The following is a 19,986-nucleotide window of genomic DNA, read 5'->3' as shown; positions in this document are numbered from 1 at the left end:
ATGATCAATGCCACCGGCAGCATCAGCGCGTTGCAGCTCAGCATCGACGGCACCCCGATTGCGGTTGCGCCGATCAGGAGAAGATCAGCATGGGCGATATGAAGCAGTTGCAGCAACGATTGCTCAGCCCCATCACCGGAACGGGTGCCGGCGGCGACGCCGGGCTGATGCCCGAGCTCGTCGCGCTGCTGGATGCCCTGCCGTACTATGACAGCGATGAGTTTTCGTCGTGTCATCGCGGTACTTTGCTCAATCTCATGCTGACGCGAATTATTCCCGCTGCTGAGTGGAATAAATTTCACGACGGCGATCCGGACCTTACGCCGTACGGCTGGGCGCTGTTCCGCCACATCCCGCGCACGGATGCGGCGGCCGCTCTCCAGGCCTATTGGGGCGCTGGAGGCCCTTTCGTCAATCTGCCCTTATGTTTTCAGAATTCGACGCCTGGGCCACCGCTTGCTACCTGCGTCACGTACTACCTGTTTTTCAGCCATCATCTCCTGATCGACCTGTCGCGTGACAGAGGTGGATCCGCGCCTGACTGGTTAGACGACCGCCTCGGGCGGTTCAATCAAAGTCTCAAGGCCGGCGGATTGGCGGCCAGCATCATGAGCGTGTTCAACACCGGTTACGATCCGGTGGCCAAGGCCCTGGCTGCTCTGCGTTCGGCCGCGCCCCCCGCCGAGGCGGTCAAGGCCTTGAACGACACGCTGATGGGCCGCAACCTGGTTGGCCAGGGCCTGCGGACCAACATCAACACATTGGTCAGCGAGGGCGGCGACAACGCCATCGCCGCCACATGGCTGCTGTTCATGTTGTGGGTGACGTTTGCCTGCCTGGATGCCGACGATCTCGTGATCCAGACCATCATCCTCGAAGTCCGCTCCAGCGGTCTCGACGTGCCCGAACTGGTTTGGGAAAAAGTCTGGCATACGCAATATTCGAACTGGTTCGCAGCGCTTAGCGGTGCCGATTTGCAGCCGCTGTTGCCGAACATTGATGCGGATTACCTGCCGGTTATCATCAGGTCGGCGAGCTACGTCTGGTATCCGCCGGTAGGCTATCCCGTTCCGCATGGTGGCCATTAAGTGCGAGCTCGCGTGCAGAGCGCATGATCAAGAACACCGGCAGCGTCAGCGCACTGCAGCTGGCCAGGGGCGGGGGCATCACGCCGTCCAGTCGGATCAACTATGCCCGCGACATCAGCATTGATATGGCTGATGCAGCTGCCGCTGGAGGCGCAAATGTTCCTGATGTGGCTCTCACGGTGGGAGTAGGCGATAACTCCGACTGAGGCGCTCCGACCGCGAGGTGAAACGCGGCAGCGCCCGTTGCGCGTAAAATCTTAATTGTTGGCTCGATTCAATATGATTTGCCTTGTCCAGTCCTTCACACCGCTACATCATTTCTGATTTTCAGAAATTGTCCTTGACTTTTGACCCAACTCAGTTGCTATTGCTCGCATCCCGTCCCGGAAGAGGGGGCGTTGGCCATCGTCACTGACGTTGGGGCGGGGAGCGATGGACGCGGATGCGCTTTTGACGAACGGCGCGTGAAGCGGACGGCAAAGTCGTGTGGTCCTGATGCCCCAATGGCAGGTGCGTCAAGTTCGCAGGAAGCTCACGTTTCCTGGGAGCGACGGTGACAAACAAGCCCTGGTCTCGCCGGGGAGAGCACGAAGATAAGCCGTAAAACCATTGCGCAGGGAAGGCCGGACTGCTTCCGCTGAACCTGTATGCTCGTGTGCGCTTTTTGCTACGTGCATCTTGGCACATGAGACCGCGGGTGCAGCGCGCACCCGGTCTTCCCTGCGCCCTCTCGTTTTTTGAGGGCCGATGAATTTGCAAACCTCGGGCGCATCGTGCCGCGAGAACGCCCACGTTCGTCATCGTCCGCGAAGGCGGACGATCCAGTATTCCGCGACGTTGGAAATTGATCAGTCGCGCCTCGTATTACTGGATACCCGCCGGAGCCTGTCATCGGGCGCGCATTCGCGCGACCCGGTGGCGGGTATGACGGCGGTGGGTGGAGCAACGTCGATCTTCCCAACGCCAAACAAAAAAGGGCGCTCCATCGGGAGCGCCCTTTGATGTGGTGGCTGCTATTCGCGGGGCGAAATCCCCGCGAATAAATTACAGCGAGTAGTACATCTCGAATTCGACCGGATGCGGGGTCATTTCGTAGCGCGCGACTTCGGTCATCTTCAGCTCGATGTAAGCGTCGATGAAGTCGTCGTCGAACACGCCGCCGTTCTTGAGGAAGCCGCGATCCTTGTCGAGATTCTCCAGCGCCTCGCGCAAGCTACCGCACACCGTCGGGATCGCCTTCAGCTCTTCCTTCGGCAGGTCGTAGAGATCCTTGTCCATCGCCGGACCCGGATCGAGCTTGTTCTTGATGCCGTCGAGGCCCGCCATCAGCATCGCGGCGAAGCCGAGATACGGATTGGCCATCGGATCGGGGAAACGAACCTCGACGCGCTTGGCCTTCGGGTTGGAGGTGTAGGGGATGCGGCAGGACGCCGAGCGGTTGCGCGCGGAGTAGGCCAGCAGCACCGGGGCTTCATAGCCCGGGACCAGGCGCTTGTAGGAGTTGGTCGAGGGGTTGGTGAAGGCGTTGATCGCCTTGGCGTGCTTGATGATGCCGGCGATGTAGGACAGGCAGGTCTCCGAGAGGTCGGCATATTTGTTGCCGGCGAACACCGGCTTGCCGTCCTTCCAGATCGACTGATGGACGTGCATGCCCGAGCCGTTGTCGCCATAGACCGGCTTCGGCATGAAGGTGGCGGTCTTGCCGTAGATATGCGCGACCTGATGGATGCAATATTTGTAGATCTGCATCTGGTCGGCCATCAGCGTCAGGGTGTCGAACTTCATGCCGAGCTCGTGCTGGGCCGAGGCGACTTCGTGGTGATGCTTCTCGACCTTGACGCCCATCTTGGCCATCGCGCCCAGCATTTCCGAGCGCATGTCCTGCACCGAATCCTGCGGCGGCACCGGGAAATAGCCGGCCTTGGTGCGGATGCGGTGGCCGAGATTGCCGCCTTCATATTCGGTGTCCGAATTGATCGGCAGTTCCGACGAGTCCAGCTTGAAGCCGGTGTTGTAGGGCGTGGTCTGGAAACGGACGTCGTCGAACACGAAGAATTCGGCTTCCGGTCCGACGAAAATGGTGTCGCCGACACCCATCGACTTGACCATGGCTTCGGCCTTCTTGGCCATGCCGCGCGGGTCGCGGTTATAGGGCTCGCCGGTGGTCGGCTCCAGCACGTCACAGGTGATGACCATGGTGGTTTCGGCGAAGAACGGATCGATCGTCGCGGTGACGGGGTCGGGCATCAGGCACATGTCGGATTCGTTGATCGCCTTCCAGCCGGCGATCGAGGAGCCGTCGAACATGGTGCCTTCGGCGAAGATGTCTTCGTCGATCATGCTGATGTCGAAGGTCACGTGCTGCCACTTGCCGCGCGGATCGGTGAAACGCAGGTCGACGTATTTGACGTCGTTGTCCTTGATCGATTTCAGGACGTCTTTGGCGGTCTTCATGAATTCCCCTTATGTCTGCGGGTCTGTTTCCAGGAGAGGACGACGATTTCGCGAACGAAATCAGGCCGCCGAAGCAGCCTTGTTTCTTGTTTTTGGGTCGCGAAAGGCGGGATAGCACCCGGCTCAGATAGCGTCCAGCCCGGATTCCCCGGTTCGGATGCGAATGGCTTCCTCGATGTTGGACACGAAGATTTTGCCGTCGCCGATGCGGCCGGTCTGGGCCGCGCGGCGGATCGCGTCGATCGCCCGTTCGACCAGGTCGTCGGAGATCACGATCTCGATTTTGACCTTGGGCAGGAAGTCCACGATGTATTCGGCGCCGCGATAGAGTTCGGCGTGCCCCTTCTGTCGACCGAAACCCTTGGCTTCGGTGACGGTGATACCTTGCAGTCCAACCTCCTGAAGCGCCTCCTTCACTTCGTCGAGCTTGAACGGTTTGATAATGGCTTCGATTTTCTTCACTGAACGCCTCCCGGGCATTTCGATATGTCAGAGCGTAGCATCGTCCGCATGGCGCCTGGCGCGCTCGCGCTGGTTGTTCGAGGGATTGTCCTGGCGAGCAGCCTGCAGGCTTCGGATGCCGACCAGCCGGATGATCCGGAGCGGGCTTCCAAAGCTAGTTGCCAAGGCCGATTTCCAAGGCTGGCTTCCTTGCCAGAGTTCGGCTTCCTCAAAAGCAGGGTCTATGCCAAGTTGTTGGGGAGCCTGATATTGAAACGTTATCAGGCTTTTAACGGGTATCCTGCAGAGCTTGACACGGGAGCCTACGAAATCGGCGGCCTATCCGATAGGCAAACAGCTCAATCGGTATGCATTCGTCAAGGGGTTGACGACAAACAGTCCGGAAATGCCTCAGGAAGAGGCGCTCGCATCGGGAATTTGACATGGAAGTCCTGACAACGGCTGAAATGGAACGTGCCGACCGGCTGACCATTGGCGCCGGGACGCCCGGCTTCGCGCTGATGATGAGCGCGGGGCAGGCCGTTGCGGAAGCCGCGATGGAGCTGGTCGAGGAGGGGCCGATCGTGGTGGTCGCCGGCCGCGGCAACAATGGCGGCGATGGTTTTGTGGCCGCAGCCGAGCTTGCGGCGCGCGGCCGCGAGGTCTCGGTCATCCTGCTGTGCGAGCGTGACAGTTTGCAGGGCGATGCCGCGTCGGCGGCGCGGGGATGGAAGCATCCGGTGCTGCCGTTCAATCCGCAGGCGATCGGCAAGCCGGCATTGATCATCGACGCGCTGTTCGGGGCCGGCCTCAACCGGCCGGTGAAGGGCGATCCCTATGAGATGATCGAGGCGATCAACGCCAACGGCGCGCCGGTGCTGTCGGTCGATCTGCCGAGCGGCATCAATGGTACGTCGGGGGCGGTGATGGGCGCAGCGATTAACGCCACCGAGACCGTGACCTTCTTCCGCAAGAAGCCCGCGCATCTCTTGCTGCCGGGCCGGATTCACTGCGGTGTTGTCCGGGTTGCCGATATCGGCATCGAGGCGCATGTGCTGGATGAAATCGCACCGCGGACCTTCGAAAACCTCCCGCAGCTCTGGCACGGCGCGTTTCCGGTGCCGCGGATCGATGGCCATAAATATGCCCGCGGCCACGCCATCGTGGTGTCCGGCGATCTCGCCGCGACGGGAGCGGCGCGAATGTCGGCGCGCGGGGCGCTGCGGGCCGGCGCGGGACTCGTGACCCTGGCCTCGCCGCGTGATGCGCTGGCGGTCAATGCAGCCGCGCTCACCGCGGTGATGGTGCAGGCGACCGATACCGTGGTCGAGTTTGCCGAACTCCTGAATGACAAGCGTCTCAATGCCTGCGTGATCGGGCCGGGGGCCGGGGTCGGCGAGCGCACCTGCGATTTCGTCCTGACCGCGCTGTCTGCCAAGCGGCATTTGGTGCTCGACGCGGACGCGCTGACCAGTTTTGCCGGCGCGCCCGATCGGCTGTTCGAGGCGATCAAGTCGGAGCCCGACCCGCAGGTGGTTCTGACGCCGCATGAAGGTGAATTTCCGAGGCTGTTCAGCGACATCAGCAACAAACATCCGCTTCGCTCGAAGCTGGAGCGGGTGCGGGCGGCCGCCGAGCGCTCGGGTGCGGTGGTGCTGCTCAAGGGGCCGGATACGGTCGTGGCCTCACCGGACGGACGGGCGGCCATTGCCGCCAACGCGCCGCCATGGCTCGCCACCGCCGGCGCCGGCGATGTGCTGTCTGGAATCATCGCAGGCCTGTTGGCGCAGGGCGCGCCGGCGTTCGAGGCGGCCTGCGTCGGGGTCTGGATGCATGGCGAGGCCGGGCGCGAGGCCGGGCCTGGCCTGATCGCGGAAGATCTGTCGGAAACGCTGCCGGCGGTGTTCCGGCGTCTCTATGACGCGTTCGGGGTCGACTATTGAGGTCCCAGCTTCCTTACTCGACAGCGTACCATCGCAGCAGCCGCGGCGCGGCCCAGTCTGCCGCCGTGGCCTCCAGCAGCCAGCGCCCGGCCGTGTCGGCGGCAAAGGCGATGCGCTGGATCTGGCCGGGCTCGACCGCGAGCGTATCCAGCCAGAACGGCTTCCAGCCGTCGTCGAGCCGGTCCAGCAGCCGAAAATGGTGGCCATGGAGATGGAACACGGTGGCCTTGTCGGCCGGGTTGCTCAGCGCCAGCACGACGATGCGGCCGGCCTTCGCCTTGAAAGCAGGATTGGCCTTGAACGCTGGCGCCGCCGATGCTGCGAAGGTCGAAGGCGGGACCCAGCCGGCCTGCGGTCCGCTCAGCGGCAGGTCGATGCGCAGGGCGCTCTTCAAATCCAGCCGCTCCGGCAGGCCGTTGGATGGGAGTGGTGGGGCGGCCGCCAGCGGTGCGGCGCGGACCGGCGGTTCCCGTGAGCCGACCAGCCGGGCGATCGGGCGGGCCTCGGTTCCGTCGTGCAACAGGATCGATGATACCGCCGCCGGCGCCATGTTCGCGTCGATGAAGGCGTCGACCCGTCCGCCAGGAGCGATCACCAGTGCGCCGTTGCGCGCCGGAAACGGCTCCGAAGGCTGCCCATCCAGCGCCATCACCTGGACGTCATGATTTTCAATTTTTATAGCGATAACATTACGTTGAAACCCATTGATGAAGCGAAGCCTCAGGCGCTCGTGGAGGCGAGCGGGGATATCCAGCGTCCTCTGCCGATTGACCGTGCAAACCGGCGCGGTGCCATTGGGGTCGGCCCCCGGAGCGATCGCTGTTCCGTCGGGCCGCAGCCGCCAGTCCTCGAACAACAACATTTCGTCGCGGTCGACCGCGACCGGCTCGTTCTCGGCGACGATCAGCGCGCGCGCCGCCGACGGCGGCCCTTCGCCGTCGCCCAGCAGCCTGAGGTCGCACATGAAGGTACCGGCGTGACGCAAGGGAATCGTGAGGCTTTGCTTGCCTTGAGGAGGGAGCACCGCCTGGGCCAGCAACGGCTCGGCGGCCGCAACGCCGTCGATGCCATGCCAGTTGAGCGCCACCGGTGCCGTCGTGTCGTTGGCGAGCCGCACGTCGAGCGCGTCGCCGCGTCTAAAGCGCAGGGCGTTCGGGGTTGCCGCGCCCAGCGACCAGATCGGTGTGTCGGGCTGCCCCGGGCGCAATGCGAGGGTGTCGGCCTTGGCCTGCAGCGCCAAGGCGGCCCGCGCCTCGGTGGCGGCCATCGACGGCAGGGCTGGGCCGACCATTGCGGCCCCCAATCCAGCCAACAGTTCGCGCCGGTCAGGGCGGAAAATGCGGTTCACCATGGGAGGATGCGGACCATTTTCCACTGGATATGTCCAGTCGCCGTTGTTAGGTCTCCCATGGCTTCCGAACGGGTATTTTTTTGCTGCGAACCGTCGGACATGATGCTATCGGCGGGCGTGGCGGAATTGGTAGACGCGCTGGATTTAGGTTCCAGTGACGAAAGTTGTGGGGGTTCGAGTCCCTCCGCCCGCACCAAGCGCTCATCAAGCGTTTGCATGAGATTGCCGGCGAGCCTTTCTCTTTGAACAAGAGGGGGTTGGCCTAACCACTGGCGCAGGCTTAATAAGGTCGCGCGCCGACCAGATTGACAATGTCCTGGGCCTTAATGCTCGCGACGAAAGCGGAAGAAGATTGACATCATGCAGGTCACAGAAACCCTGGCCGAGGGATTGAAGCACGAGTTCCAGATCAGCGTCCCGGCGGCGGATCTCGACGCCAAAGCCGGCGCTCGTCTGGTGGATCTCAAGGACAAGGTCCGTCTCAACGGCTTCCGTCCGGGCAAGGTGCCGGTCAGCCATCTGAAGAAGGTCTACGGCAAGTCGGTGATGGCGGAGACCGTCGAGCAGACGATCCGCGACACCAACTCGCAGATATTCACCGAGCGCGGCTTCCGCCTGGCGACCGAGCCCAAGGTCACCATGCCGACGGAAGAGAAAGCCGTCGACGATATCCTGACCGGCAAATCCGACCTGACCTATACGGTTTCGATCGAAGTGGTGCCGGCGATTCAATTGGCCGACTTCAAGACCTTCAGCGTCGAGAAACCGGTCGTGGAAGTCACCGACGCCGACGTCGATGAAGCGGTCAAGCGCATCGCCGACCAGAACCGCGGCTATGCCGCCAAGGCCGAGGACGCAAAGGCCGAAACCGGAGATCGGGTCACGATCAACTTCAAGGGCTCCATCGACGGCACGCCGTTCGAAGGCGGCGCCGGCGAGGGCATCCAGGTCGTGATCGGTGCCGGACAGTTCATTCCCGGATTCGAGGAGCAACTGGTCGGTATCGGCGCGAATGAAACCCGTCTGCTGAAGGTCGCGTTCCCCAAGAATTACGCCAGCGAGAAACTGGCCGGTCAGCCCGCCGAGTTTGACACCACGGCGACCGCGATCGAAGCGCCGCAGGACACCGTGATCGACGACGAGTTCGCCAAGTCGCTCGGCCTCGAATCGCTCGACAAGCTGAAGGAAGCCGCGGGCGAGCGGCTGAAGGCCGAATTCGCCGGCGCCACCCGTCAGCGCGTCAAGCGCACGCTGCTGGATCGCCTCGACGAAACCCATCGCTTCGAGGCGCCGCCGTCACTGGTCAATGAAGAATTCCAGCTGATGTGGAATTCGATCAAGGCCGAGATGGAATCCAGCAACAAGACCTTCGCAGACGAGAACACCACGGAAGAGGCCGCCCAGGAAGAATATCGCAAGATCGCCGATCGGCGGGTGCGGCTCGGTCTCGTGCTGTCGGAGATCGGCGAGAAGAACAAGATCACGGTCACCGACGATGAAGTCAGCCGCGCGGTGATCGAGCGCGCACGCAGCATGCCGGGACGCGAGAAGGAAGTCTGGGACTACTATCGCAACAATGCCAATGCGCTGGCCCAGCTTCGTGCGCCGATCTATGAGGACAAGGTCGTCGATTTCATCCTGGAACTCGCCAACGTGACCGAGAAGAAAGTCACGCGTGAAGAGCTCCTGAAGGAAGAAGACGACGAGAAGAGCGCGGCCTGAGATCGCCATTGGGCGAGTACCTGACCGGTTGGGCAGGTGCCCTTTCAGGCAGTCGGCGTTAATGATGAACCGCGAAAGCGCCTTGGCGACGGCTTCCGTCGCTAGGCGCAGCGTGGCGAATCAGCTTGAACTCGCCCCACTGACCGCGCCGTTGCCCGGTCTTGTCACTGGGGAATTGGCCCATATCTGTGCCGCTACCTAGCCGTTGTACCTAAACCTTTGGGGTGACTGATGCGCGATCCCGTTGAAACCTACATGAACCTCGTGCCCATGGTGGTCGAGCAGACGAACCGCGGTGAACGCGCCTACGACATTTTCTCGCGCCTGTTGAAGGAGCGCATCATCTTCGTGACCGGTCCGGTCGAGGACGGCATGTCGACGCTGACGGTTGCCCAGCTGTTGTTCCTGGAAGCCGAGAATCCGAAGAAGGAAATCTCGATGTACATCAACTCGCCGGGCGGGGTGGTGACATCGGGACTCGCGATCTACGACACCATGCAGTTCATCCGTCCGCCGGTGTCGACGCTGTGCACGGGGCAGGCGGCCTCGATGGGTTCGCTGCTGCTGGCCGCGGGCGAGAAGGACATGCGGTTCTCGCTGCCGAACTCGCGCATCATGGTGCATCAGCCCTCCGGCGGTTTCCAGGGCCAGGCTACCGACATCATGCTGCACGCGCAGGAGATCCTGAACCTCAAGAAGCGGCTCAACGAGATCTATGTGAAGCACACCGGCCAGACCTACAAGGCGATCGAGGACGCGCTGGAACGCGACAAGTTCCTCACCGCCGACATGGCTCGCGACTTCGGCATTGTCGACAAGGTGATCGACAAGCGTTCCGAAGAACCGACGCCCAAAGCACCCTGACCCAAAGGGTGCCCCGACGAAAGGCCTTGTAATCCTGCAATTCCTGCCTTTTGCTGGCGTCAACCATGGTGCCGCGGCCGGCAATCCGGCTGTCAGGGGTACTTTGTTGCCCTCGCTTGGGCGCAAAGTTCCGCTTTCGTGCTGGTTTGGCGGCGTGGTAATCCCGCAACGCTTGGCTGATTTCAGCATTCGGCGGTCGCGTGACCGCCGCAAATCACGGTATTGTCACGGGTATCCGAGGCGCGGCCGATTAGGGAATTCTTGATAGTCGGGTGTCAGCATGGTTGGCTAGGTCGAATAGGGTATGTTTGGTCGGGATTTGAGTTGGCCGCGATTCGCGGTATCGGGAGCGCAGGGCTTTTTTGGTACGAATTTTGCTCTATCTATCATTCTGTGCCGGCGGTGCCGGAGTGGGACACGGAAGATAGAACGGGATCGAACGGCGGACGGAGATAAGAATGAGTAAAGTCGGCACGAGCGAGTCCAAGAACACGCTATACTGCTCGTTCTGTGGCAAGAGCCAGCACGAAGTGCGCAAGCTGATCGCGGGTCCAACCGTGTTCATCTGCGACGAATGCGTTGAGCTCTGCATGGATATCATTCGCGAGGAGAACAAATCCTCGCTGGTGAAGTCGCGCGATGGCATCCCGACCCCGAAGGAAATCTGCAAGGTCCTCGACGATTACGTGATCGGCCAGAGCCATGCCAAGAAGGTGCTCTCGGTCGCGGTGCACAATCACTACAAGCGGCTCAATCACCAGACCAAGCACAATGATGTCGAACTGGCGAAGTCGAACATCCTGCTGATCGGTCCGACCGGTTCGGGCAAGACGCTGCTGGCCCAAACGCTGGCGCGGATTCTCGACGTGCCGTTCACGATGGCGGATGCGACGACGCTGACCGAAGCCGGTTACGTCGGCGAGGACGTCGAGAACATCATCCTGAAGCTTTTGCAATCGGCCGACTACAATGTCGAGCGCGCGCAGCGCGGCATCGTCTATATCGACGAAATCGACAAGATCAGCCGCAAGTCCGACAACCCGTCGATCACCCGCGACGTGTCGGGCGAGGGTGTGCAGCAGGCACTGCTGAAGATCATGGAAGGTACCGTTGCCTCGGTGCCTCCGCAGGGCGGCCGTAAGCATCCGCAGCAGGAATTCCTGCAGGTCGACACCACCAACATCCTCTTCATCTGCGGTGGCGCGTTCTCCGGCCTCGAGAAGATCATCTCGGCGCGCGGACGCTCGACATCGATCGGCTTTGCCGCCCAGGTGCTGGCGCCGGAAGACCGCCGCACCGGCGAAATCTTCCGCCACGTCGAGCCGGAGGATCTGCTGAAGTACGGTTTGATCCCGGAGTTCGTCGGCCGCTTGCCGGTGGTGGCAACGCTGGAGGATCTCGACGAAGCTTCGTTGAAGAAGATTCTGACCGATCCGAAGAACGCGCTGGTCAAGCAGTATCAGCGGCTGTTCGAAATGGAGAACATCGAGCTGACGTTCGCCGACGAAGCGCTTGGCGCGGTTGCCCGCCGGGCGATCGAGCGCAAGACCGGCGCGCGCGGACTGCGTTCGATTCTCGAAAGCATTCTGCTCGAAACCATGTTCGATCTTCCAGGGCTGGAAGGCGTCGAAGAGGTGGTGATTTCGCGCGAAGTGGTGGAGGGGACGGCGCGTCCGCTCTACATCTACGCGGATCGTTCCGACCGCGCGGTCGAAAGCAGCGCCAGCGCCTGATCGCGCTCGGCTTGAGTAGTCGAAAAAGACGGCTGCGGGAGTTTTTCCGCGGCCCCGACGGCGTACCTCCAAGCGTTTGCAAGCTTGTATTAAGCCCCATTTGGCGGGCATTTCCCAGACTTGACACCCCCCCAGTCGATAGCCACCTAATGCTATCGGCGGCGAAAATTCGACTTGAGATTCGTCGCTCAGTGAACCGGGGAAGTAGGCTCCAGCAACGCCGAACGACCCCATCTCGGCACCTTGTGGCGGTTGCGCAAAGCGGCGGACTGCGTGCAAGGGGGCACAACAAAAGGAATAGGCCATGACGACCCCAAAACCCCGGCCAACCATCGTCCACGGCGAAAGCCGCTCTTATCCGGTGCTGCCGCTCCGCGATATCGTCGTTTTCCCCAACATCATCGTGCCTCTGTTCGTCGGCCGCGAGAAATCGATCCGCGCGCTCGAAGAGGTGATGAAGAACGACGCCCTGATCATGCTGGCGACGCAAAAGAATGCGTCGGATGATGATCCGACTCCGGATTCGATCTACGAGACCGGTACGCTCGCCAGCGTGCTGCAGCTGCTCAAATTGCCCGACGGCACCGTCAAGGTGCTGGTGGAAGGGCTCGAGCGCGCGCGCGTCGAGAAATACTCCGACCGCACGGAATATTACGAAGCAACCGCGGTTGCGCTCGCCGACACCGACGGCAGTTCGGTCGAGGCGGAAGCCCTGGCGCGCTCGGTGGTGTCCGACTTCGAGAGCTATGTGAAGCTCAACAAGAAGATTTCCGCCGAAGTCGTCGGCGTGGTTCAGGCGATCACTGATTTTGCCAAATTGGGCGATCAGGTCGCTTCGCATCTGGCCGTCAAGATTGCCGATCGGCAAGCCATCCTGGAGACGCTGTCTGTCACCGCGCGCCTTGAGAAGGTGCTCGGCCTGATGGAGAGCGAGATCTCGGTGCTGCAGGTCGAGAAGCGCATCCGCTCGCGCGTCAAGCGCCAGATGGAGAAGACCCAGCGCGAATATTATCTCAACGAGCAGATGAAGGCGATCCAGAAGGAACTCGGCGACGACGAGGGCCGGGATGAACTCGCCGATCTCGAAGAGAAGATTGCCAAGACCAAGCTGTCGAAGGAAGCCCGCGAGAAGGCGCAGCATGAGCTGAAGAAGCTGCGCCAGATGTCGCCGATGTCCGCGGAAGCGACCGTCGTGCGCAACTATCTCGACTGGCTGCTGTCGATCCCGTGGAACAAGAAGTCCAAGGTGAAAAAGGATCTGGTCGCGGCGCAGGCCGTGCTGGACGACGATCACTATGGGCTGGAGAAGGTCAAGGACCGCATCGTCGAGTATCTGGCGGTGCAGTCGCGCGCCAACAAGCTGACCGGCCCGATCCTGTGCCTGGTCGGCCCTCCCGGCGTGGGCAAGACCTCGCTCGGCAAGTCGATCGCGAAGGCGACGGGACGCGAATTCGTTCGCGTGTCGCTCGGCGGCGTGCGCGACGAAGCCGAGATCCGCGGTCACCGCCGCACCTATATCGGCTCGATGCCCGGCAAGGTCATCCAGTCAATGCGGAAGGCGAAGACCTCGAATCCGCTGTTCCTGCTGGACGAGATCGACAAGATGGGCGCCGATTTCCGCGGCGATCCGTCGTCGGCGCTGCTTGAGGTCTTGGACCCCGAGCAGAACTCGACCTTCAACGACCACTACCTTGAGGTCGACTACGATCTGTCCAACGTGATGTTCATCACCACCGCGAATACGCTCAATATTCCCGGACCGCTGATGGACCGCATGGAGATCATCCGGATCGCCGGCTATACCGAGAACGAGAAGGTCGAGATCGCGCGCAAGCACCTCATCCCGAACGCGATCTCCAAGCATGGCCTGGATTCCAAGGAATGGTCGATCGAAGACGATGCGCTGTTGCTGATGATCCGCCGCTACACCCGCGAAGCGGGCGTGCGTAACCTGGAGCGTGAGCTGTCGACACTCGCCCGCAAGGCGGTGAAGGAGCTGATGATCTCCAAGAAGAAGTCGGTGAGGGTCACCGAGAAATCCCTTGAGGAATTTCTCGGCGTGCCGAAGTACCGCTACGGCGAGATCGAGAGCGAGCCTCAGGTCGGTATCGTGACGGGCTTGGCCTGGACCGATGTCGGTGGCGAGCTGCTCACCATCGAAGGCGTCATGATGCCCGGCAAGGGCAAGATGACGGTCACCGGCAATCTGCGTGACGTGATGAAGGAGTCGATTTCGGCGGCGGCGTCTTATGTCCGCTCGCGCGCGATCGTCTACGGCATCGAGCCGCCTTTGTTCGACAAGCGGGACATCCACGTCCACGTGCCGGAGGGGGCAACCCCGAAGGACGGACCGTCGGCGGGTGTCGCGATGGCCACCACGATCATCTCGGTCATGACCGGCATTCCGGTCAGGCACGATGTCGCGATGACCGGCGAGATCACGCTGCGCGGCCGGGTGCTGCCGATCGGCGGCTTGAAGGAGAAGCTGCTGGCTGCAGCCCGCGGCGGCATCAAGACGGTGTTCATACCGGAAGACAACGCCAAGGATCTCACGGAGATTTCCGATGCGATCAAGGGTGGGATGGATATCATTCCGGTGGCTTACCTCGACGAGGTCGTCGCCAAGGCCTTGGTGCGGCCGCCGGTGCCGATCGTCTGGGAAGAGGACACCAAGGTGCCGGTCAAGTCCGACGCCACCGACGAGGCCGCAGGCGGCCTGACGGCGCACTGAACGTTGCAACGAGACCAACAGCGGCGTCCCATTCGGGGCGCCGCTTTTTTATGGCGCCGACCTTGTGATAACCGGCTTGGTGACGACCAGCTTTGTGACACTGGCTGCGGCTTGCGCCGGAGGCCACCGCGGGGCTAAACAGGGCACGAGGGCGATTAGCTCAGTTGGTAGAGCGCTTCCTTTACACGGAAGATGTCGGCGGTTCGAGTCCGTCATCGCCTACCATGATATGACTTGGTCCGTGTGGCGACCTCTCGGCGCCGCGACTTCGTCGTCGGCCAATTCAAGGCGGCCGGCTATCCATATTGACGAGCCATCTTGTTCCCGCATGGGCCACGCCACTGTCCCATAATGGGAACCATCGCGCCGTATTTTGGCCACTTGATCTTACTTAAACGCCCGAGCCGGAATTGAATTCCGCGCAGTAAACCGCGCCGCCGGATGCTCCCGAGCGTCCTACTCAAGCGCTGTCTTGATCGCATTGAAGCGATCTTTCCCCCCGACTGAGGACTTGTATTAATGCGTACCATCTTAGCTGCAACGGCTGTGCTTTGCGCGCTCGCGTCGAGCGCGGAAGCCCGATCCTATCATCATCACCATCTGCGCTATGCAGGTCGGCACGCCCACGATGCCGGGCGGCCTGGGGCTTGGTGTGGGTGGTACATGCGCAGTCAGGTAGGTAGCGATCCCGGTCCTTCGTATAATCTTGCGCGATCGTGGGCTAATTATGGGTCGAATGCAGGTGGTCCGACCGTCGGAGCCATCGTGGTCTGGCGTCACCACGTCGGAAAAATCGTCGGCGAAGAGAATGGTCAATGGATCGTTCAGAGCGGCAATGACGGCCACGCCGTCCGGACACGTCCGAGGTCGCTTGCCGGTGCGATTGCCTTCCGGAATGCGTACGCCGCCTTCTAGGCCGCGACGGCCCTGGCAACGGCAGCCTTTCTGAGCCAGCGGTAAGGGCTGCCGACGAAAACGACCCGCCTCGGAGACGAGGCGGGCTGGAGGCCTCTTGGAGTGGCCTCGTCTGTTGTGGGACAGGAAACTCTACGCCGCGAGCACTGTCATGCAGTTCTGAAGGTTGCGCCGTATATCTGCACCCGCGAACTTCACTGCGGAAAATAAAATGCTGGATGTCAAAGCTGTTGCCGGCCTGCGGGTCTGTTTTTTCCTAAGCGCAATCGGATGTGCGTCGGGCGCGCTCAGCCCCTCGGCGGCATTGGCTGCTCCAAACTGTACCGATTTCTTCTTCAATTCAGATGGTTCATGGAGCCCGACGCATCCGATCCTGATTGCAGGCCCGACGTTGCAGACCCAGGTGATGCCGAGCGACAAATTCCGTCCCGGCATGCCCGGATTGGGCGGCCGCATCGCCGCCTCGTTGAACGCGTCTTGTCGCTACGCGAGAACTTCCGTTGGTTCGCGAAACATTCCCAGGGTACCATAGGCGAAGGCAGGCCATTCGGGCGCGCGGCAAGATCGCGTGCCAGGCTTGCGCGGACTTGAACCCGAGAGCGACATGCGCCGTTTCCTGACCGCATTGCTTGGCCTGTTGATCGGCTATCCGCTTTTCGCGTTTGTGGGCTATTGGGCCATTGCATTGTTTTCAAACAATCACTTCGACGGTAGCGTCGAAGCCAGCATGACCGCGGCGTTTGTCTTTGGACCCGCGGGCGCGGTGATCGGATTGATCGCGGGAGCCGTCCTGGGCAAATCAAGGACGGTCCCGGTAGATAAGCCGGGAAGATAAACCTCTGTCGAAAGTCGGCAAACGACTTTCCAGATTTCACACAAGACCGGAGCGCGCGCAGATGGACACACCCACAGGCCACGATCAAAACGCCGATCAGATTGCGTACTGGAACGGACCGGGTGGCCAGCGCTGGGCCAGCCGGCAGCAGGCGCAGGATATCCTGCTGAAACCGGTGGCCGACATCCTGATCGATCGCGCCAGGCCTTTGGCGGGTGAGCGGGTGATCGATATCGGCTGCGGCAGCGGCGCCACCACGATCGCGTTCGCGCAAAAGGTCGGGCCGTCAGGTCATGTGCTCGGCGTCGACGTATCCGGACCCATGCTGGAGCGGGCGCGACAGAGCGCGCCCAAGGATTTGTCGGTTGAGTTCGCGCTCGCCGATGCCACGATCTATCCGTTCGATTCCGCAAGCAGAGACCTGCTGACGTCGCGGTTCGGCGTAATGTTCTTCGCCGACCCAGCAAAATCTTTCGCGAATATGCGCAAGGCGCTGCGGCCATCGGGCCGGCTGGCGTTCGCCTGCTGGCGCGAGCCGCGCGAAAATCCCTGGATGATGACGCCATTGCAGGCGGTCTACAAACACGTTCCGAAATTGCCGCAGCAGGGGCCGGAGGATCCCGGGCCGTTCGCGTTTGCCTCGGAGGCGCGGGTGCACCGGATTCTCGGCGAGGCCGGTTTTGCCGGGATTGCGATGGAGCCGTGCCCGCTTTCGCTCGATATCGCGATCGGCGGCGGGCTCGACGCGGCGGTGCAGAGCGCACTTGAAATCGGACCGGCCAACCGCGCGCTGGAGGGAGCACTGCCTGAGATTCGCACCGCCGCCACCAACTCGATCCGTGACGTTCTTGCGCCTCTGGTCAAAGGAAACGCCGTGCCGCTTTCGGCCTCGATCTGGATCGTGACCGCGCGGGCTTCCTAAGCCCGCTCTTCCCAGATCGTCGCGAGATGGACGATGGTCTGCGTGGCCTTTTCCATGTCCTGCACGCTGACCCATTCGATGCGCGAATGAAACGCGTGCTCGCCGGCGAAGATGTTGGGGCAGGGCAGTCCCATGAACGACAGCCGCGAACCGTCGGTGCCGCCGCGGATCGAGGTCTTTACCGGCTTGAGCCCGGCGCGGCGGATCGCCTCCATCGCGTAGTCGATGATCTCGGGGTGAGCGTCGATCACCTGCTTCATGTTGCGGTATTGCGGCTTGATCTCCAGCCGATACCTCGAGTGCGGAAAATCCCGCATCACCGATTTGACGATGTGTTCCAGCAGCAGCTCTTTTTCCTTCAGCCCTTGGTCAGTGAAATCGCGCACGATGAAGCCGACGGTGGCCTGCTCCAGCGCGCCTGAAATTCCGATCGGATGCAAAAAGCCCTGCTTGCCCTCGGTGGTCTCGGGCGAACAGGTGTCCTTTGGCAGGCGGTCGACGATGGCGGCCGCGATCTTGATCGCATGCTCCATCTTGCCCTTGGCAAAGCCTGGATGGGTCGAGACGCCCTCGATGGTGATGGTGGCGGCGTCGGCCGAGAAGGTTTCGTCCTCGATATTGCCGGCGGTTTCGCCGTCGATGGTGTAGGCGAAGTCGGCACCGAGTTTTTTCAGATCGGCCTTGTCGACGCCGCGGCCGATCTCTTCGTCGGGCGTGAACAGGATCTTGATGACGCCGTGCTTGATCTCCGGATGGCGCATCAGAAACTGCGCCGCGTCCATGATCTCGGCTAAGCCTGCCTTGTTGTCGGCGCCCAACAGCGTGGTGCCGTCGGAGGTGACGATGTCGTTGCCAATCTGGTCGGCCAGCGCGGGCTGGTCCGCGAGGCGGATGACTTGCGAGGGATCGCCGGGCAGCACGATGTCGCCGCCGCGATAATTCCTGACGATCTGCGGCTTGACGTTCGTGCCGGTGCAATCGGGCGAGGTGTCCATATGCGAGCAGAAGCAGATCACCGGGACCTTCTTGTCCGACGTCGCTGGGATGGTCGCATAGACGTAGCCGAATTCGTCGAGATGGGCGTCGTCTACTCCCATCGCTTGCAGTTCGCTGGCGAGCAGGCGGCCAAGGTTCTTTTGCTTCTCGGTGGAAGGGCAAGTGGGCGAGGCCGGGTCCGACTGGGTGTCGATGACCACATAGCGCAGGAAGCGCTCGGTGACGCCGTGGGTAAATTTGAGCGAGGAAACCAGCATGAGACGACCGCGACAGGATGAGGAGACGGGACCGCTCTATAACAGAAAAGCGCCATTCCGGGGCCGCGTCACGAGCCGGAATGGCGCTTAGAAATCAATCAGAAAGGGGCGTCTTCTCAGACCGCTTCCTTGAGTTCCTTGGCGGCGCGGAACGCCACCTTCTTGCTGGCCTTGATGTGGATCGCTTCGCCGGTGGCGGGGTTGCGGCCCATGCGGGCGGCGCGCTTGCGCACCTGCAGGATGCCGAGGCCGACGATACGGATGCGCTCGCCCTTTTTCAGGTGCTTGGTGATCTTGCTGACCAGGTCGCCCAGGATAGCTTCGGCGCTCTTCTTCGACAATTCGTGCTCTTCCGCAAGCGCCGCTGCAAGGTGCTTCAGCGTGATCGTAGCCGGGGTCGCTGCTTTCTTCGCCATATTTGGCCCTCCTCGTTGTTGATGGCTCAGGAAACTAAGACGTAGCAGGCCTTAAATGATTCGGCGGCCGGCTGACTACGCTGTTTTGCCGATAAAATGGGCCTTATTTGCATCGAGGTCGCAAAAACGCCTACCTGGCAAGGGGATTCGCAACTGCCTTGACTAAAGCGGGACAGCCCTTTATGCCCTCGGTTCTGCGCGGATCAGCATCTGATTACGGCATCCGCGGGAGTAGCTCAGTTGGTTAGAGCGCCGCCCTGTCACGGCGGAGGCCGCGGGTTCGAGTCCCGTCTCTCGCGCCAGTTTTTTCAATCACTTAGCTCAAATTCCAGATTTCAAAAGTGTCATAAGGGATGGTTGTGTGACGCTTTCGGTCGCATTCTACACCGCCCTTGACCCGCGCTTCACGGCCGCGGAGGCGGCCTCCGTAAGCGAATCTCACAACAGTGACGTCGTTCGGTTTTGAACCTCTCGTGGCCTGCTTGGTTAATATCGGTGGAGTTGGCCATCTTGCCGGTCCAATTGTCAGGCGTGCGCCTCAAGCGGCCTGAATGGAGCTCATATGATCGGGAAACTCAGTCTACTTATCGGCGCGGTCGCATTGTGTTCAAGCGTGGGCGCATTGGTTCATGCGCAAGCGATCGATTCCGCAAGGCCGGGCTCAGCAGTTTCGCCCAGAGCCGCCGCAACCGACGAACCCGCCGATTTTCGATCGTTGGTTTCTCCGATCAAATATCGTCGCGGCCGCGTTGCTGCGCACCGCCGACCGGCAGCCGCAGTTTCTCGCGACGGCTACTGTGATTATGATGTATATCCATCCTGCTACTATGACGGGTACGCTTTTACAGGCAACGGACTGGCTATCGTCGGAGGTCTTCCTGTCGTCCACCACGAAGGCAAGAATTCCCGATTGTCGCGGCCGTAGACATTAGCGCGCGATACCCGCCCAAACGACCAAAGCCGCCCAGGCGGGCGGCCTTGGTCTCATTTCCCTAAATTGCGGGACAGCCTCAGCGGACCATCGTCGTATCCGAACTGGTCACCGCCACCGGCTTGCCGGCCTTAATCACATGCGCGGTCTGGGTGTAGTCCGTATTGGTGCGCGCCGAGATACCCAACCCGGCCACGACAATACCGGCCACCAGGGCAACCACCACGATCTTGAGGTGCGTCGAACGGTCTGCGGAATGAATTGAGTGGTTCATTTGAGCCTCCGGGCGTCTTTACCGCCGTTTGTTGGCTCTAGACCTATCCCGCGCGTGTTTCGGGAGGGTTTCGCGGGTTCCGCAAAATGGTTTCACGGCCCGCCAATGTGTGT

18 protein-coding genes and 3 tRNA genes are annotated in these 19,986 nt (G+C 61.6%); 14 read left to right on the top strand and 7 right to left on the bottom strand.

Annotated features, from left to right (window positions below):
• The first annotated feature begins 89 nt into the window (after window positions 1-89).
• The 3 genes from GSQ88_RS34160 to GSQ88_RS35450 all read left to right on the top strand — a co-directional run bounded on the left by GSQ88_RS34160 (window position 90) and on the right by GSQ88_RS35450 (window position 2,090).
• Complete coding sequence (locus GSQ88_RS34160) at window positions 90-1,088, top strand: hypothetical protein (RefSeq protein WP_159012636.1); 999 nt, start codon at window positions 90-92, stop codon at window positions 1,086-1,088.
• 23 nt (window positions 1,089-1,111) lie between these two features.
• Window positions 1,112-1,294, top strand: coding sequence for a hypothetical protein (locus GSQ88_RS34155; protein WP_159012635.1), 183 nt, complete (start codon window positions 1,112-1,114; stop codon window positions 1,292-1,294).
• A gap of 541 nt (window positions 1,295-1,835) precedes the next feature.
• Window positions 1,836-2,090, top strand: coding sequence for a hypothetical protein (locus tag GSQ88_RS35450; protein WP_210253954.1), 255 nt, complete (start codon window positions 1,836-1,838; stop codon window positions 2,088-2,090).
• 42 nt (window positions 2,091-2,132) lie between these two features.
• On the opposite strand, the gene glnA is transcribed toward GSQ88_RS35450, so the two are convergent.
• Both glnA and GSQ88_RS34145 read right to left on the bottom strand, forming a co-directional pair.
• Window positions 2,133-3,542 carry a type I glutamate--ammonia ligase gene (gene glnA, locus GSQ88_RS34150; RefSeq protein ID WP_159012634.1) on the bottom strand — a complete coding sequence of 470 codons (1,410 nt, stop codon included), beginning with the start codon at window positions 3,540-3,542 and terminating at the stop codon, window positions 2,133-2,135.
• Between the two features lie 123 nt (window positions 3,543-3,665).
• Window positions 3,666-4,004, bottom strand: coding sequence for a P-II family nitrogen regulator (locus GSQ88_RS34145; RefSeq protein ID WP_159012633.1), 339 nt, complete (start codon window positions 4,002-4,004; stop codon window positions 3,666-3,668).
• A 24-nt stretch (window positions 4,005-4,028) separates the two neighbouring features.
• Between GSQ88_RS34145 and GSQ88_RS34140 the strand changes: the two genes are divergently transcribed.
• Together GSQ88_RS34140 and GSQ88_RS34135 are read left to right on the top strand one after the other, a co-directional pair.
• A complete protein-coding gene (locus tag GSQ88_RS34140) occupies window positions 4,029-4,439 on the top strand; it encodes a hypothetical protein (RefSeq protein WP_159012632.1) in 411 nt (136 codons plus the stop codon).
• On the top strand, window positions 4,427-5,926 hold the full coding sequence (locus GSQ88_RS34135) for an NAD(P)H-hydrate dehydratase (RefSeq protein ID WP_159012631.1): 1,500 nt from the start codon (window positions 4,427-4,429) through the stop codon (window positions 5,924-5,926). Before GSQ88_RS34140 ends, GSQ88_RS34135 begins: the two co-directional genes overlap by 13 nt.
• Before the next feature lie 13 nt (window positions 5,927-5,939).
• Here GSQ88_RS34135 and GSQ88_RS34130 read toward each other — a convergent pair whose 3' ends face one another.
• Window positions 5,940-7,166, bottom strand: a complete 1,227-nt coding sequence (locus tag GSQ88_RS34130) for a multicopper oxidase family protein (protein WP_349628255.1) — start codon at window positions 7,164-7,166, stop codon at window positions 5,940-5,942.
• Window positions 7,167-7,388: 222 nt separating this feature from the next.
• On the opposite strand from GSQ88_RS34130, the gene GSQ88_RS34125 reads away from it, so the two are divergent.
• The 6 genes from GSQ88_RS34125 (at window position 7,389) to GSQ88_RS34100 (ending at window position 14,552) form a co-directional block, all read left to right on the top strand.
• Window positions 7,389-7,473 (top strand) — tRNA-Leu (locus GSQ88_RS34125).
• Window positions 7,474-7,637: 164 nt separating this feature from the next.
• On the top strand, window positions 7,638-8,999 hold the full coding sequence (gene tig, locus GSQ88_RS34120; protein WP_159012629.1) for a trigger factor: 1,362 nt from the start codon (window positions 7,638-7,640) through the stop codon (window positions 8,997-8,999).
• A gap of 231 nt (window positions 9,000-9,230) precedes the next feature.
• The gene (locus tag GSQ88_RS34115) at window positions 9,231-9,863 is read left to right on the top strand and encodes an ATP-dependent Clp protease proteolytic subunit (protein ID WP_159012628.1); all 633 of its coding nucleotides are present in this window, start codon (window positions 9,231-9,233) and stop codon (window positions 9,861-9,863) included.
• 458 nt (window positions 9,864-10,321) lie between these two features.
• The gene (gene clpX, locus GSQ88_RS34110; protein ID WP_159012627.1) at window positions 10,322-11,596 is read left to right on the top strand and encodes an ATP-dependent Clp protease ATP-binding subunit ClpX; all 1,275 of its coding nucleotides are present in this window, start codon (window positions 10,322-10,324) and stop codon (window positions 11,594-11,596) included.
• 304 nt (window positions 11,597-11,900) lie between these two features.
• Complete coding sequence (lon, locus tag GSQ88_RS34105) at window positions 11,901-14,327, top strand: endopeptidase La (protein WP_159012626.1); 2,427 nt, start codon at window positions 11,901-11,903, stop codon at window positions 14,325-14,327.
• 149 nt (window positions 14,328-14,476) lie between these two features.
• A tRNA-Val gene (locus GSQ88_RS34100) sits at window positions 14,477-14,552 on the top strand.
• 822 nt (window positions 14,553-15,374) lie between these two features.
• Here GSQ88_RS34100 and GSQ88_RS34095 read toward each other — a convergent pair.
• On the bottom strand, window positions 15,375-15,698 hold the full coding sequence (locus tag GSQ88_RS34095; RefSeq protein WP_159012625.1) for a hypothetical protein: 324 nt from the start codon (window positions 15,696-15,698) through the stop codon (window positions 15,375-15,377).
• Between the two features lie 148 nt (window positions 15,699-15,846).
• Between GSQ88_RS34095 and GSQ88_RS34090 the strand changes: the two genes are divergently transcribed.
• Both GSQ88_RS34090 and GSQ88_RS34085 read left to right on the top strand, forming a co-directional pair.
• Window positions 15,847-16,077 (top strand): hypothetical protein, encoded by a 231-nt coding sequence (locus tag GSQ88_RS34090; RefSeq protein WP_159012624.1) that lies wholly within the window; start codon window positions 15,847-15,849, stop codon window positions 16,075-16,077.
• 61 nt (window positions 16,078-16,138) lie between these two features.
• Window positions 16,139-16,999: a class I SAM-dependent methyltransferase gene (locus GSQ88_RS34085; RefSeq protein ID WP_159012623.1), complete on the top strand. Its 861-nt coding sequence runs from the start codon at window positions 16,139-16,141 to the stop codon at window positions 16,997-16,999.
• Here the strand turns inward: GSQ88_RS34085 and pepT are convergent.
• A complete protein-coding gene (gene pepT / locus GSQ88_RS34080) occupies window positions 16,996-18,252 on the bottom strand; it encodes a peptidase T (RefSeq protein WP_159012622.1) in 1,257 nt (418 codons plus the stop codon). The two genes, GSQ88_RS34085 and pepT, sit on opposite strands and share 4 nt — an antisense overlap.
• A 116-nt stretch (window positions 18,253-18,368) precedes the next feature.
• Complete coding sequence (locus GSQ88_RS34075) at window positions 18,369-18,668, bottom strand: HU family DNA-binding protein (protein WP_159012621.1); 300 nt, start codon at window positions 18,666-18,668, stop codon at window positions 18,369-18,371.
• 225 nt (window positions 18,669-18,893) lie between these two features.
• Between GSQ88_RS34075 and GSQ88_RS34070 the strand changes: the two genes are divergently transcribed.
• A tRNA-Asp gene (locus tag GSQ88_RS34070) sits at window positions 18,894-18,970 on the top strand.
• A gap of 708 nt (window positions 18,971-19,678) precedes the next feature.
• On the opposite strand, the gene GSQ88_RS34065 is transcribed toward GSQ88_RS34070, so the two are convergent.
• Window positions 19,679-19,873, bottom strand: a complete 195-nt coding sequence (locus GSQ88_RS34065) for a hypothetical protein (RefSeq protein WP_159012620.1) — start codon at window positions 19,871-19,873, stop codon at window positions 19,679-19,681.
• Window positions 19,874-19,986: the final 113 nt, after the last annotated feature.

Origin of the sequence: Bradyrhizobium sp. S69, from assembly GCF_009766005.1 — a bacterium.
In the GTDB taxonomy this organism is placed as follows: Bacteria; Pseudomonadota; Alphaproteobacteria; order Rhizobiales; family Xanthobacteraceae; genus Bradyrhizobium.
This window is presented reverse-complemented; position numbering and strand designations above follow the sequence as displayed.

Coding starts and splice junctions, on each gene's coding strand:
- GSQ88_RS34160 (WP_159012636.1), top strand. CDS start 90: ATGGGCGATATGAAGCAGTTGCAGCAACGATTGCTCAGCCCCATCACC.
- GSQ88_RS34155 (WP_159012635.1), top strand. CDS start 1,112: ATGATCAAGAACACCGGCAGCGTCAGCGCACTGCAGCTGGCCAGGGGC.
- GSQ88_RS35450 (WP_210253954.1), top strand. CDS start 1,836: ATGAATTTGCAAACCTCGGGCGCATCGTGCCGCGAGAACGCCCACGTT.
- glnA (WP_159012634.1), bottom strand. CDS start 3,542: ATGAAGACCGCCAAAGACGTCCTGAAATCGATCAAGGACAACGACGTC.
- GSQ88_RS34140 (WP_159012632.1), top strand. CDS start 4,029: ATGTCAGAGCGTAGCATCGTCCGCATGGCGCCTGGCGCGCTCGCGCTG.
- GSQ88_RS34135 (WP_159012631.1), top strand. CDS start 4,427: ATGGAAGTCCTGACAACGGCTGAAATGGAACGTGCCGACCGGCTGACC.
- tig (WP_159012629.1), top strand. CDS start 7,638: ATGCAGGTCACAGAAACCCTGGCCGAGGGATTGAAGCACGAGTTCCAG.
- GSQ88_RS34115 (WP_159012628.1), top strand. CDS start 9,231: ATGCGCGATCCCGTTGAAACCTACATGAACCTCGTGCCCATGGTGGTC.
- clpX (WP_159012627.1), top strand. CDS start 10,322: ATGAGTAAAGTCGGCACGAGCGAGTCCAAGAACACGCTATACTGCTCG.
- lon (WP_159012626.1), top strand. CDS start 11,901: ATGACGACCCCAAAACCCCGGCCAACCATCGTCCACGGCGAAAGCCGC.
- GSQ88_RS34095 (WP_159012625.1), bottom strand. CDS start 15,698: ATGCGGCCGCCCAATCCGGGCATGCCGGGACGGAATTTGTCGCTCGGC.
- GSQ88_RS34090 (WP_159012624.1), top strand. CDS start 15,847: ATGCGCCGTTTCCTGACCGCATTGCTTGGCCTGTTGATCGGCTATCCG.
- GSQ88_RS34085 (WP_159012623.1), top strand. CDS start 16,139: ATGGACACACCCACAGGCCACGATCAAAACGCCGATCAGATTGCGTAC.
- pepT (WP_159012622.1), bottom strand. CDS start 18,252: ATGCTGGTTTCCTCGCTCAAATTTACCCACGGCGTCACCGAGCGCTTC.
- GSQ88_RS34075 (WP_159012621.1), bottom strand. CDS start 18,668: ATGGCGAAGAAAGCAGCGACCCCGGCTACGATCACGCTGAAGCACCTT.
- GSQ88_RS34065 (WP_159012620.1), bottom strand. CDS start 19,873: ATGAACCACTCAATTCATTCCGCAGACCGTTCGACGCACCTCAAGATC.